The sequence below is a fragment of the Bradyrhizobium sp. SOJA106 genome (genome assembly GCF_059448745.1).
In genome coordinates this window covers 7,335,966-7,348,638 of the sequence record NZ_CM182549.1, presented here as the reverse complement: position 1 = coordinate 7,348,638, position 12,673 = coordinate 7,335,966, and the positions used below count along the sequence as shown (strand labels likewise).

Here is a 12,673-nt window from a genome sequence, read left to right as displayed (position 1 = left end):
GGGGAGCCTCCCGCCGCTGTTGCCGAGAGCGCACAGCGGCCCGTTTTCGCTTCCCCCCTCGGTTGCCAACGAACCGCCGTTCACCCACTATTCTCTCCTGTTCGACATTTGGGGGGATCGATGCCGCTGCTTCGCTTCAGACAATCCGTGGCTGCTGCAGGCCTCGCGCTTGCCCTGGCCGTCCTGGTCCATCCAGGCTCTGGCTTTGCCTACACGCCGGAGCAGCAGCAGGCCTGCACGCCGGACGCGATGCGGCTGTGCGGCGAGTTCGTTCCGAACGTCGACGCCATCACCGCCTGCATGATCCAGAAGAAGTCGCAGCTCTCGCCGGAATGTGCGGTGTTCTTCCGCCGTGGGCCAGAGGGAGGCGAGGCGGCCACGCCGCGCGCCGGCAGGCCGGCCAACATCGCGCCAAAGACTGCGTCAAGGAGCGCCTCGACCACCGCGAAGAAGAAGCCGGCAAAGGCGAGCAAGAAGAAGAAAACCGACGAGAGCTGAGCGCGACCAGCGTTCCGCTTCTGAAACCGCGTGATGCCCGGCCGCCTGCCCGGGCATTTGCGTTCCGTCCTCCGATGGCAGGAGATGTGACGCAACTCACATCGGGAAAGGGGCCGGTGCGGCCTCCGCCTCGCGACAGCCGCCGGACTCGTTTTGTTCGCGTGGGCCCCGCGCCGATTTGCGGTGAATTCGAACGGCCGCGATGGAAAAGAGTCGCTGGAAGGTTTGCGCGGGCAGGTTGCATTGCGTTTTGCCCGCCACGCTGCTCAAAAAGCGCACAAGCGCACGCGCCGCCCATGTTTCATTGCACTTCGTGTCTCGTCGTGTTTGGCAGTGTGACTCAAAAGCCAACACGTCTTGTTATTTCGTGGCGGCGACGCAACTCCCGATAAATTTTTCTTTCACGAATCAGCGTCGTGATTCATTTTCGTGGCCTGGGGTCAATCTGGAGGCCGAAGGTATGAACGTTATTGTTTTTGCATCGCGTAAAGGCGGCTCGGGCAAGAGCACCCTGGCTGCACATCTCGCCGCGCAGATCAAGGCGACCAAGCCCATTCTGCTCGTCGATGCGGATCCGCAGGGCTCGCTCACGCTGTGGCACAAGCTGCGTGGCACCAACGAGCCGCCGATCAAGGCGGCGGTGAACTCTGTCAGCGGCATCGTCTCCGCTGCCAAGCGCGACGGTTATGAATGGGTGTTGATCGACACGCCGCCGAACCTCTCGGCCGTCGTCGACGACGCGATCAAGAATGCCACCATGGTTGTGATCCCGGCCCGTCCCGGCGTGTTCGACGTCAACGCGGTGCAGGAAACCATCCAGATGTGCCGTGCGGCGCGCAAGCCCTACGCGGTCGTGCTCAACGGTGCGCCGGCCAAGCGCGACGAAGCCGAAAGCCCGATCGTCACCATCGCCCGCGAGGCGCTGGCGAAATTCCGCGCTCCGGTGTGGGGCGGCCAGATCACCAACCGCTCGGATTTGCTGATGGCGCTCAGCCACGGCGAAGGCGCGCGCGAGTATCAGGCCGAGAGCCGCGCGGCTCAGGAGATCGCAAGGCTGTGGGCGGCGATCGAGCGTTCAGTGAAGGCTATTCGCGGCACGGCGTCGGCGTCCGGCGCAATGCACAAGCAGGCAGCATAATTTCACAATTCATTCCCCGGACGACAAACGCGCGGAGGTCCGCGCGTTTTGCGTTTCTGGGCTTCACTCGTCATTCCGCGATGGCGCGCAAGCGCCGGACCCGGAATCTCGAGATGAAGCTCACGCCACCATCAGCATGTAGAACACGATGACCGGCGACAGGGTCAGGATCACGGACCAGATGCCGACGGCCCAGAGAATGTCCTCGGTGGTAAAGCTCTGCTGCGTGGCGTCGTAATGCGACGCCGCCTCGTTATGATTATTCACAAACGCCCCCGCGATTTCTTCGCTTATGGGCGTGGACGATAGGCGGGATGTTTTAAGATTCCGCCCCGCAAGCTCCTGCGCTTTGCGAGCGCATCTGCCACCACGGATTAACCATTCGCGCCGCGCGCCGCCTTCAGGTCAGCCAGATCCGAAACAGCAGCACCGGCATCAGGCCGAGCACCACCGCCCAGAATCCGAACGACGACACCACGAGAATTCCCTGCAAGAGATCGGCGGGCGCGAACTGGCTCGCGGCCGTAGGCCGGTTGCGATTCCCCATTGGATATTCCCCCTTTGGTAGACTTTGAGAGAAACGATAGGACCGGAAGCGTAAACGAGACGTGGATGCACCATGCGGCGCCTGCGAAGGGAGTTCGCGCACGGTCAACCACGGCGCCTCTTACCCTCTCCCCTTGCGGGAGAGGGTGGCTCGCCGCGTAGCGGCGAGACGGGTGAGGGGTCTCTCTCCTCACGGGCAGTCTTGCGCGTGGACAGAGACCCCTCATCCGGCGCTTCGCGCCACCTTCTCCCACAAGGGGAGAAGGGCAGCGTCCTTGGGGAGAGCGTGACTATGCTGCGAGTTTCATCCGCCGCGCGATCTCGCGATCGATCGTGGCGGCGAGCTCGCTGCTCACCTCCACCATCGGCAGGCGCACTTCGGGGCTGTCGATCAGACCACTGCGCCACAGCCAATACTTTGCCGGTGCAGGGCTCGGCTCGGCGAACAACAGCCGCGTCAGCTCCGCAACCTCATTCCAGCGCGCCTGCGCCGCGTCGTGATTGCCGCGCTGGTGCTCGCTGTAGATAGCCGCGAATGTCGCGGTCTCGACATGGGCGGACAGCACGATGCCGCCGTCGGCGCCGTCGGTGAGCGCTTCGAGATAGTTCGCATCCTCGCCGGTCAGCACCCGAAAATCCTTCGGGCGGTCGCGCAGCAGCGCGATCGATTGCTCGCGGCTCGCGCCGCAATCCTTGAGGCCGACGATGTTTTGATGCTCGGCAAGCCGCAGCATGGTCTGGTTGGTGATGTTGACCGCGCAGCGGTAGGGAATGTTGTAGAGCGCGAGCGGCCAGGCGGCGTGATCGGCCAGCGCCTCGAAATGCGCTGACAAGCCGCGCTGCGACGGCCGCACGTAATAGGGGCTCGCGATCAAATAGCCGTCGATCGGCCAGTCCGCGGTCTCGTCGAGCCGATCCTTCAGCCGCGCCGTGTCCGCGCCCGACAGGCCGAGGCAGATCGGGATGCTGCGGCGGCCCGCCGCCATCTCCTCGCGCACCACGGCGACGAGGCGCTCGAGCTCGGCCTCGCGCAAGGTCATGCCTTCACCGGAGGTCGCCCCCAGGATGAAACCATCGACAGCCTGTCCGCAATAGTGCCGGGTCAGCCGCCGCAGCGAGGCCTCGTCGAGCTGGCCGTCCTGAAACGGCGTCACCAGCGGCAGCCACAGCCCGTGCAATTGATCGCGTAGTCCGGTCATGTTCCATCTCCTTCTCGGGAAAAAACCTGAGACGGAGGGCACATGAAAAAACCCCGTCCAGGTGGCGGGGTTTTCGGGATTGTCGCGATGACGAAGTCAGCCTAGCGCGCGCAAGATTCCGAGGTCCCCGGCTGGGGGCTTTTTTTCGAAACCAGGGCGCACGACTTTGTGATCATGGGCAAATGATGCGGGGTATGCCTGGAACTGTCAATACACGCGGAGGGCGAAAGCCGAATGATGCGAAAAAAAGCCGGACCCGAACGGGCCCGGCTTAGGTATTGGCCACGTGAGGCCGACACAATCACCTTCCAAGAGGGATTACTGAACTCCCGCGCCACTGGAGGAGGGGGACAAATGCGCAACGCGAAGGCTCAGCGTGCAATCAGTATGGGCTTCTCCAGCGCCATGCAGCAACAGCCGAGGCCGCATGTCAGACATGCGGAAATCAGGACGGCCAGCGCTGCGCCTTGCTCACCACGAAGTCGCGGAACACCTGCACGCGCGCGACCGTCTTCAACTCCTCGGGATAGACGAAATAGGTGTCGAGCTGGATCGAATCGGACTCGCCGAACAGTTGCACGAGGCGGCTCTGTTCCTCGACGAGATAATCCGGCAGCGCGGCGATGCCGAGGCCCTGCTGGCAGGCGCGGACGAGACCGAGGATGTTGTTGACCTTGAAATAGGCCTCGCGCGGACCCGAGCCGTTGCGCGCAGCTTCGACCAGCCAGTTGCGGTTCTGAAGATGCGGCGCGAAGTTGCCGTCGGAGAGCGTGATGATGCGATGGGAGTCGAGTTCCTCCAGCGTGCGCGGCGTGCCGAAGCGCTTGATGTATTCCGGCGAGCAATAGGCGTGGAAACCCATCGCGAACAGCTTGCGCTGGATGAGGTCCGGCTGCGTCGGCTTGCGGGTGCGGATCGCGACGTCCGCCTCGCGCATGGACAGGTCGAGCTCCTCGTCGGTGACGATCAGCGAGATCCGGATCTCCGGATAGAGCGCGGTGAACTCGCCGAGCCGCGGGATCAGCCAGTTGATCCCGACGCCGGGCGTGGTGGTGATCTTGAGATCGCCGCTCGGCCGCTCGCGGCTGTCGGTCAGCTTGGCGCGCGCCGCCTGCAGCTGCATGAACACGTCATGCGCGGTGCGGAACAACAGGTCGCCCTGCTCGGTGAGGATCAGGCCGCGGGCATGGCGATGGAACAGCGAGACCGAGAGTTCCTGCTCCAGCGCCGAGACCTGGCGCGAGACCGCCGATTGCGACAGGCCGAGCTGCTCGCCCGCATGCGTGAAGCTGCCTGCTTCCGCCGCCGCGTGAAACACCTTCAGCTTGTCCCAGTCCATGTCTGTAAATCCGTCGCGTGTTCGAGGCATGATCGTTATTCCGCTGCCGCGCGCTCGCTGGCGCGCAGGGACAAGAATCGTTCGGCTTCCAGAGCTGCCATGCAGCCGAGGCCCGCGGCGGTGACCGCCTGGCGGTAGGTCTCGTCGGCGACGTCGCCGGCGGCGAACAGGCCCGGCACCGAAGTCGCGGTCGAGTTCGGGGCGACCTCGACATAGCCCGACGGTTTCAGCTTGACCTGGTCTTTCACGAGCTCGGTCGCCGGCGCATGGCCGATGGCGATGAAGACGCCGTCGGTCTTCACCTCCGTGAGGGCGCCGGTCCTGACGTTCTTGAGGCGCACATGGGTGACCTTGTTCGGGTTCTCGGTGCCGCAGATCTCGTCGACCGCGGAATCCCAGATCACCTTGATCTTCGGATGCTTGAACAGACGCTCCTGCAGGATCCGCTCGGCGCGGAAATGATCGCGGCGATGCACGATGGTGACCTGCGAAGCGTGGTTGGTGAGATACAGGGCTTCCTCGACCGCGGTGTTGCCGCCGCCGACCACCATGACGTCCTTGTTGCGGTAGAAGAATCCGTCGCAGGTGGCGCAGGCCGAGACGCCGCCGCCCTGGAACTTCGCCTCGGACGGCAACCCGAGCCAGCGCGCCTGCGCGCCAGTGGCGAGAATCACGCTATCGGCGAGATAGACGTCGCCCGAGTCGCAGGTCAGGCGGAACGGCCGCTGGGAGGTGTCGAGCTTGATCACCAGATCGGAGACGATGCTGGTGCCGACATGCACCGCCTGCTTCTCCATCTGTTCCATCAGCCAGGGGCCCTGGATCACGTCGGCGAAGCCCGGATAGTTCTCGACGTCGGTGGTGATGGTGAGCTGGCCGCCCGGCTGGATGCCCTGGATCAGGATCGGCTCAAGCATCGCCCGCGCGGCGTAGATCGCCGCGGTGTAGCCGGCGGGCCCGGAGCCAATGATGACGACCTTTGCATGAACAGGAGCGGACATTTCGATGGACGCCTTTCACGGGGGATTTGCAGCGCGGGCGCGGAACGTGCCGGGAGGCCTTGCGGAGGCGCTGAAATATCAGAGCTAATCTAAGCCTTCTGGTGAGCCATGCAAGAATTGCATTCCCTGTCGGCGGATTTTTCCAACACGGAACAAAAGTCGATCGCGCTGCACGCGCAATAAAATTGCGCTGGCCGCGCGGACTGGGTATGAGGATTGCGACAAACCACCCAATACCGCTGCAAAGGCCAGGAGTTCCAATCACGTGTCGCGGAACCTAGACGAGATCGACCTGAAAATTCTCACCGAAATCCAGGCCGACGGTCGAATCACGAATGTCGAGCTGGCCAAGCGGGTTGGCATCTCGCCGCCGCCGTGCCTGCGCCGGGTCCGGACTCTGGAGGAGGAGGGCTACATCCACGGCTATCGCGGCCTGCTCGACGCCCGCAAGCTCGGCTTCGACGTCACCGTGTTCGCCGCCGTGCACCTCTCCAGCCAGGCCGAGGCGGATTTGCGCGCCTTCGAGGAATTCGTCCGCGCCGAGCCCCTGGTGCGGGAATGCTGGATGCTGTCGGGCGAGGTCGATTTCATCCTGAAATGCGTCGCGCCCGACATGGCGACCTTCCAGGATTTCGTGACGCACCTCACCGCCGCCCCGCACGTGCGCAACGTGCGGACGTCACTGGTGCTGCACAATTCGAAATACGAGGCGGCGGTGCCGCTGGATGTGAAGGGGCGGAGGTAGCGCCCATCCGTCATTGCGAACGGAGCGAAAGCAATCCAGAGTCTTCCTGAGGCGAGCACGGGCCCTGACATCCACGCAAATGCCGAAGAAAAAGGGCCGCGCATCGCGCGGCCTTTTTCGAAACGTCGGCAGGCGCCGCCGCAAATCCCTACCGCCACTCCACCTTGGTGATCTCATACGCCTTGGCGCCGCCGGGCGTATTCACCTCGACGGAGGCGCCCTTCTTCTTGCCGATCAGCGCGCGGGCAAGGGGCGAGGTGATGGAGATGCGGCCCTTCTTGGCATCGGCCTCGACCTCGCCGACGATCTGCCACACCGTCTTCTTCTCGGTGTCCTCGTCGACCAGCGTCACAGTGGCGCCGAACTTGATGGTGTCGCCGGAGAGCTTCGAGATGTCGATGATGTCGGCGCGCGCGAGCTTGTCCTCGAGCTCAGCGATGCGGCCCTCGTTGTGCGACTGCTCTTCCTTCGCGGCATGATATTCCGCGTTCTCCGACAGGTCTCCGTGCGAGCGCGCCTCGGCGATATGCTCGATGATCCGCGGACGGTCCACGGACTGGCGCTGCTTCAATTCTTCCCCGAGCGCGACAAAGCCGGCCTGGGTCATCGGAACCTTTTCCATCTCTTCTCTCGTCCTTCGGCTTCGCGCCCCCGAAACGGAGGGCGCGGTAACCTTGATTCGTCGCAATGTCCGGGGCGGAGCACGCGGCCACCGGAGGGTTATGTGGGTCTGGCGCCGGAACAGAACAACCACATGGCCGGACAGTTCCTCCGGCCATTGTGGCTTCACTGCCAATCACTTAGCGGAAAGGCCAGCTTTCCGCGCCCGCGATCAGGTTTCCGAAAAGTAGCTTTGCAGGGTACGAACCTCAAGGTCCCCGCCCAGATAGGCGCGGATGCCCTGCGCGGCCGCCACGGCCCCGGAAAGAGTGGTGTAATACGGCACTTTATGCAAGAGGGCCGCGCGCCGCAGCGAACGGCTGTCGGCCAGCGCCTGCGGGCCTTCGGTGGTGTTGAAGACGAGCTGGACATCGCCATTGGTGATGGCATCGACGATGTGCGGCCGTCCTTCCAGCACCTTGTTTACCTTCTCGGCCGGGATGCCCTCGTCGGTGAGGAAGCGTGCCGTGCCTGAGGTCGCCAGCACCTTGAAGCCGAGCGAATGCAGTTCGCGCACGGCGTCCGCGATGCGCGTCTTGTCGCTCTCGCGCACCGAGACGAACACCGTGCCCTTGCGCGGCACCCGCGTGCCGCCGCCGAGCTGGCTCTTGGCAAAGGCGACCTCGAAATTGCGGTCGATGCCCATGACCTCGCCGGTCGAGCGCATCTCCGGGCCGAGCACAGTGTCGACGCCGGGGAAGCGCGCGAACGGAAACACCGATTCCTTGACGCCGACGTGCTTGAACTCGCCCTTGTTCAATTTGAAGTCGGCGAGCTTCTCGCCGGCCATGATGCGCGCGGCGATCTTCGCGACCGGCGTGCCGATCACCTTGGCGACGAAGGGCACCGTGCGCGAGGCGCGCGGATTGACTTCGAGCACATAGATCTCGCCGTCCTTGATGGCGTATTGCACGTTCATCAGACCGACGACGTCGAGGCCGAGCGCGAGCTCGCGGGTCTGCCGCTCCAGCTCGTCGATCATCTCTGCGTCGAGCGAATGCGGCGGCAGTGAGCAGGCGCTGTCGCCGGAATGGATGCCGGCCTCCTCGATGTGCTCCATGATGCCGACGATGAAGACATCCCTGCCGTCGCAGAGACAGTCGACGTCGATCTCCGTGGCGTCGGACAAATAGCGATCGAACAGCAGCGGATTCTTGCCGAGCACGGTGTTGATCTGCCCGGTCTTGTCGTTCGGGTAGCGCGCCTTGACGTCGGCGGGCACCAGCTCCGGCAGCGTGCCGAGCAGATAATCGTTGAGCTGGTTCTCCTCGCGGATGATCTGCATGGCGCGGCCGCCGAGCACGTAGGACGGGCGCACCACCAGCGGCAGACCGAGATCGGCGGAAACGAGCCGCGCCTGCTCGACCGAATAGGCGATGCCGTTCTTCGGCTGCTTCAGCCTGAGCTTGTCGAGCACGCGCTTGAAGCGGTCGCGGTCTTCGGCGAGATCGATGGCGTCGGGCGAGGTGCCGAGGATCGGCACTTCGGCAGCTTCCAGCGCACGCGCGAGCTTCAGCGGCGTCTGGCCGCCGAACTGCACGATCACCCCGTGCAGCGTGCCGTTGCTGCGCTCCTTCGCGATGATCTCCAGCACGTCCTCCGCGGTAAGCGGCTCGAAATAGAGCCGATCGGCGGTGTCGTAGTCGGTCGACACGGTCTCCGGGTTGCAGTTGACCATGATGGATTCGTAGCCTGCGTCATGCAGCGCGAAGCAGGCGTGACAGCAGCAATAGTCGAACTCGATGCCCTGGCCGATGCGGTTGGGCCCGCCGCCGAGGATGATGACCTTCTTCTTCTCGGACGGCGTGCTCTCGTCGGCCGCCGCGCCCGCAAACGGCGCCTCATAGGTCGAGTACATGTAGGCGGTGGGCGAAGCGAATTCGGCCGCGCAGGTGTCGATGCGCTTGTAGACGGGACGGACGCCGAGCGCGTGCCGCTTCGCCGTCACCTCGGCTTCCGTGGTCTGGGCGAGCACCGCGAGCCGCGCGTCGGAGAAACCCATGGCCTTGAGCGTGCGCATGCCGAAGGTATTGCCGGGCAGGCCGTTCTTGCGAACCTTCTCCTCCATGTCGACGATGCCGCGCATCTGGCCGAGGAACCAAGGATCGATCTTGCAGGACTTGAAGATCTCCTCGTCGGTCCAGCCGAGCCGCATCGCCTGCGCGACCTGGAGCAGCCGGTTCGGCGTCGGCGTGCCGAGCGCGGCGCGGATCGCGTTCTTGTCGTCGTCGCGGCCGAGGCCTTCGATCTCGATCTCGTCGAGGCCGGTCAGGCCGGTCTCGAGCCCGCGCAATGCCTTTTGCAGGCTTTCCTGGAAGGTCCGGCCGATCGCCATGACTTCGCCGACCGACTTCATCGACGTGGTCAGGGTGGTGGACGCGCCGGGGAATTTCTCGAACGCGAAGCGCGGCACCTTGGTGACGACGTAGTCGATCGTCGGCTCGAACGAGGCGGGCGTCGCGCCGCCGGTAATATCGTTGGCGATCTCGTCCAGCGTGTAGCCGACCGCGAGCTTGGCGGCGACCTTGGCGATCGGGAAGCCTGTCGCCTTCGAGGCCAGCGCGGATGAGCGAGACACGCGCGGGTTCATCTCGATCACGACCATGCGGCCGTCCTCGGGGTTGACGCCGAACTGCACGTTGGAGCCGCCGGTCTCGACGCCGATCTCGCGCAGAACCGCCAGCGAGGCGTCGCGCATGATCTGGTACTCCTTGTCGGTCAGCGTCAGCGCCGGCGCGACCGTGATGGAATCGCCGGTGTGCACGCCCATCGGATCGAGGTTCTCGATCGAGCAGACGATGATGCAATTGTCTTTCTTGTCGCGCACCACCTCCATCTCGTACTCTTTCCAGCCGAGCACGGATTCTTCGATCAGCACTTCGTTGGTCGGAGAGGCATCTAAGCCGCGCTCGATGATGTCGAGGAACTCTTCCTTGTTGTAGGCGATGCCGCCGCCGGTGCCGCCCATGGTGAAGGAGGGGCGGATGATCGCGGGCAGGCCGATCTCGGACAGCGCCATCATCGCCTGTCCGAGCGCATATTCCTGATAGCGCTTGCGGCGGTCGCTTTCGCCGAGAGTCCATTGCCGGTCGAGCTCTTCGAGCGCGGCACCCGACAGCTTCTCGCGTTCGGCGAGGTATTTGTCGCGGAACGACTTCTTCAATTCGGATGCGTTCGCGAGCCGCGACTTCGGCGTCTGCAGCCCGATCTTCTCCATGGCGTTGCGGAACAGCTGGCGGTCCTCGGCCTTGTCGATCGCATCCGCGGTGGCGCCGATCATCTCGACATCGAACTTCTCCAGGGTGCCCTGCCGGCGCAGCGACAGCGCGCAGTTCAGCGCGGTCTGGCCGCCCATGGTCGGCAGCAGCGCGAAGCCGCCGGGAATGACGTGACGTTCCTTCTCGATGATCTTGGCGACGATCTCGGGGGTGATCGGCTCGATGTAGGTCGCATCGGCCAATTCCGGGTCGGTCATGATGGTGGCCGGGTTGGAATTGACGAGGACGATGCGATAGCCCTCTTCCTTCAGCGTCTTCACCGCTTGCGTGCCCGAATAATCGAACTCGCAGGCCTGGCCGATCACGATGGGACCGGCGCCGATGATCAGGATGGTGGTGATGTCTGTACGTTTGGGCATCAACTCTCGCCGAACTGGAATTTAGGCACAAAAAAGGGCGCGCTTGCCGCGCGTCCCCTTGTGTCAAAGCGCGATCAGCAAAAGTGGCCACCGGTTTTGCGTCCGATCGCGCTTCTACTCTTTGAAGAAGCGCATGATCTCAACGCCAAACCGCCTACACTTTGGCGGATCATGCGCGCGCGCGGGGTCTTCCCTCGCGCGCGGGTGGGTCTTAGACCAGTTTTCCGAGCGGCGAAACCCCGAAAAACGCCCATCAACCGGCAATTTTGACGGGTTTTGGCCGTGCCTGCCAGCCGCGGGCGAGGTGCACCAGAAGCGAGGCCGTAACGCTCGATCCGCCGATCCAACCGAGGTCGGTTGCCGTGAGGGTGGCGAGCACCGCGCCGCCGAGCGCCCCGCCGATGGCGAAGCCGAGATACATCGCGGAGGCATTGAGCGAGAGTGCGATCATCGACGCCTGCGGCTCGATCCGGATGATGCTGGCGATCTGCGCTGGATAAAACGCCCAGCCGGAGAGGCCCCAGAGGAAGATCGCGCCCAGCACCGCGTAATGCGCCTGGCCCGGCATCAGCTTCAGGACCACCGAGTGCAGGATCAGCGCGCTCGCCATGCCGGCGAGGCCAAGAGCTGCCGTCGCGAGCGTGCCGAGCCGGTCGGCGAGGATGCCGCCGAGCATGTTCCCGATCGCGGCGGCGCCGCCGAACACCAGCAGCGCGAGGCTGATCTGGGAGGCATCGAAGCCGAGGCCGCGCAGCGGGACCGCGAAATAGGTGAATACGGTGAATCCGCCGAGCGCCCAGAGAATGGTGATCAATAGCGCGATCACGACGTTGCTGTGACGTGCGACCGCCAGCCGTTCGGCGAGCGAGGCCGTGTTGCGTGGCAGGCCGCGGGGCAGGCCGAGCAGGAGGCCCGCGAGCGCGACGGCGCCGATGAGCGCGACCATGGCGAAGGTCGCGCGCCAGCCGAGCAGGCTGCCGACGAGATTGCCGAGGGGAACGCCAATGACCGTGGCCACCGTGAGGCCCGAGGTCACCAGCGCTACCGCGCGGCCTCGCCTCGCGGGGGAGGCGACGGCCACCGACACGGCGAGCGCCGTCGGCATGCACAAGCCCGAACCCAGTGCCATCAGCATCCGCGAGGCCAGCAGCAGGGCATAGTTGGTCGCCACCATGGCCGCGAGATTGCCGGCGATGAAGGTGGTCAGCGCCAAGGCCAGCACGGTGCGGCGGTCGATATTGTTCAGCGGCCGAAGGCTTTGTCATTGCTGGTCTTTTGCCGGCGATCGCGACCGATCTCTCGATTTCCGTCTCGGCCGCCGGCCAGCTCGTCACCGCCTATGCCCTCAGCTATGCCGTGGGCTCGCCGATCCTGGCCGTAGCGGCCGATCGCGAAGGCCCCGAGGGCCAGCCAGAATACGCTCATTGAGGTCGGTCCATATGTTCAATGCTTATTGAACTATCGAACGCAACGGCTTTGGTGTCAATTGGTTCAAGAAGTATTGAACATTGAGGCCGCTTTGCTATGATTCGCAGATCATGAGCCGCACGCCCCTCCATCCCACCCGCGAGCAGATCGAGCTGCCGATGGTTCTGGATTGCCTGAGCGATCCGATCCGACTGGCGATCGTCTACCAGCTCGCGCGGCAGGAACGTGTCAGCAGTGAACTCTGCTGCGGCGACTTCTCCGCGCTCGCCGGCAAATCCAACCTCGCCTATCACTTCGCCAAGCTGCGCGAATGCGGCCTGATGCTGACGCGCATCGCCGGCACCAACCGCTTCATGCGGCTGCGCCGCGAGGACCTGGATGCACGCTTTCCGGGCCTGCTCGATGCCGTGATCAGCTCGGCGGCCAAGGATGCGGACCGGCTTCAGCTGCTTCCGGAATGCGATGTGGTCGAGGCGGATTGA

General features: G+C 64.3%; 11 protein-coding genes and 2 pseudogenes. 5 read left to right on the top strand and 8 right to left on the bottom strand.

The window, feature by feature from the left end:
• The first annotated feature begins 120 nt into the window (after positions 1–120).
• Together AC5V87_RS34630 and AC5V87_RS34625 are read left to right on the top strand one after the other, a co-directional pair.
• Entirely contained in the window at positions 121–498 is a 378-nt protein-coding gene (locus AC5V87_RS34630) for a hypothetical protein (protein ID WP_495369166.1), read from the top strand.
• Positions 499–958: 460 nt separating this feature from the next.
• The gene (locus tag AC5V87_RS34625) at positions 959–1,636 is read left to right on the top strand and encodes an AAA family ATPase (RefSeq protein ID WP_235547902.1); all 678 of its coding nucleotides are present in this window, start codon (positions 959–961) and stop codon (positions 1,634–1,636) included.
• Positions 1,637–1,756: 120 nt separating this feature from the next.
• On the opposite strand, the gene AC5V87_RS34620 is transcribed toward AC5V87_RS34625, so the two are convergent.
• The 5 genes from AC5V87_RS34620 to trxB form a co-directional block, all read right to left on the bottom strand.
• Positions 1,757–1,903, bottom strand: a complete 147-nt coding sequence (locus tag AC5V87_RS34620) for a hypothetical protein (protein ID WP_456842652.1) — start codon at positions 1,901–1,903, stop codon at positions 1,757–1,759.
• Between the two features lie 133 nt (positions 1,904–2,036).
• Positions 2,037–2,183 (bottom strand): hypothetical protein, encoded by a 147-nt coding sequence (locus tag AC5V87_RS34615; RefSeq protein ID WP_283084047.1) that lies wholly within the window; start codon positions 2,181–2,183, stop codon positions 2,037–2,039.
• Positions 2,184–2,472: 289 nt separating this feature from the next.
• Complete coding sequence (locus AC5V87_RS34610) at positions 2,473–3,381, bottom strand: 4-hydroxy-tetrahydrodipicolinate synthase family protein (RefSeq protein ID WP_495369165.1); 909 nt, start codon at positions 3,379–3,381, stop codon at positions 2,473–2,475.
• Positions 3,382–3,826: 445 nt separating this feature from the next.
• Positions 3,827–4,750 (bottom strand): LysR family transcriptional regulator, encoded by a 924-nt coding sequence (locus AC5V87_RS34605; RefSeq protein ID WP_027563737.1) that lies wholly within the window; start codon positions 4,748–4,750, stop codon positions 3,827–3,829.
• Positions 4,751–4,755: 5 nt separating this feature from the next.
• Complete coding sequence (trxB, locus tag AC5V87_RS34600) at positions 4,756–5,721, bottom strand: thioredoxin-disulfide reductase (RefSeq protein WP_456842654.1); 966 nt, start codon at positions 5,719–5,721, stop codon at positions 4,756–4,758.
• 265 nt (positions 5,722–5,986) lie between these two features.
• On the opposite strand from trxB, the gene AC5V87_RS34595 reads away from it, so the two are divergent.
• Positions 5,987–6,466 carry an Lrp/AsnC family transcriptional regulator gene (locus tag AC5V87_RS34595; protein ID WP_200498109.1) on the top strand — a complete coding sequence of 160 codons (480 nt, stop codon included), beginning with the start codon at positions 5,987–5,989 and terminating at the stop codon, positions 6,464–6,466.
• A gap of 148 nt (positions 6,467–6,614) precedes the next feature.
• Here AC5V87_RS34595 and greA read toward each other — a convergent pair whose 3' ends face one another.
• From greA to AC5V87_RS34580, 3 genes and pseudogenes are all read right to left on the bottom strand, one after another.
• Positions 6,615–7,088 carry a transcription elongation factor GreA gene (greA, locus tag AC5V87_RS34590; RefSeq protein ID WP_027563740.1) on the bottom strand — a complete coding sequence of 158 codons (474 nt, stop codon included), beginning with the start codon at positions 7,086–7,088 and terminating at the stop codon, positions 6,615–6,617.
• Between the two features lie 210 nt (positions 7,089–7,298).
• Positions 7,299–10,763 carry a carbamoyl-phosphate synthase large subunit gene (carB, locus tag AC5V87_RS34585; RefSeq protein ID WP_495369164.1) on the bottom strand — a complete coding sequence of 1,155 codons (3,465 nt, stop codon included), beginning with the start codon at positions 10,761–10,763 and terminating at the stop codon, positions 7,299–7,301.
• Positions 10,764–11,016: 253 nt separating this feature from the next.
• A pseudogene (locus AC5V87_RS34580) lies at positions 11,017–12,012 on the bottom strand (MFS transporter); the annotation flags it as partial.
• A gap of 14 nt (positions 12,013–12,026) precedes the next feature.
• Here AC5V87_RS34580 and AC5V87_RS34575 point away from each other — a divergent pair.
• Positions 12,027–12,143 (top strand): annotated as a pseudogene (locus AC5V87_RS34575) (MFS transporter); the annotation flags it as partial.
• A gap of 158 nt (positions 12,144–12,301) precedes the next feature.
• Positions 12,302–12,673 (top strand): ArsR/SmtB family transcription factor, encoded by a 372-nt coding sequence (locus tag AC5V87_RS34570; RefSeq protein ID WP_456842657.1) that lies wholly within the window; start codon positions 12,302–12,304, stop codon positions 12,671–12,673.

Coding starts and splice junctions, on each gene's coding strand:
- trxB (WP_456842654.1), bottom strand. CDS start 5,721: ATGTCCGCTCCTGTTCATGCAAAGGTCGTCATCATTGGCTCCGGGCCC.
- AC5V87_RS34570 (WP_456842657.1), top strand. CDS start 12,302: ATGAGCCGCACGCCCCTCCATCCCACCCGCGAGCAGATCGAGCTGCCG.
- AC5V87_RS34615 (WP_283084047.1), bottom strand. CDS start 2,183: ATGGGGAATCGCAACCGGCCTACGGCCGCGAGCCAGTTCGCGCCCGCC.
- AC5V87_RS34610 (WP_495369165.1), bottom strand. CDS start 3,381: ATGACCGGACTACGCGATCAATTGCACGGGCTGTGGCTGCCGCTGGTG.
- carB (WP_495369164.1), bottom strand. CDS start 10,763: ATGCCCAAACGTACAGACATCACCACCATCCTGATCATCGGCGCCGGT.
- AC5V87_RS34630 (WP_495369166.1), top strand. CDS start 121: ATGCCGCTGCTTCGCTTCAGACAATCCGTGGCTGCTGCAGGCCTCGCG.
- AC5V87_RS34625 (WP_235547902.1), top strand. CDS start 959: ATGAACGTTATTGTTTTTGCATCGCGTAAAGGCGGCTCGGGCAAGAGC.
- AC5V87_RS34605 (WP_027563737.1), bottom strand. CDS start 4,750: ATGCCTCGAACACGCGACGGATTTACAGACATGGACTGGGACAAGCTG.
- greA (WP_027563740.1), bottom strand. CDS start 7,088: ATGGAAAAGGTTCCGATGACCCAGGCCGGCTTTGTCGCGCTCGGGGAA.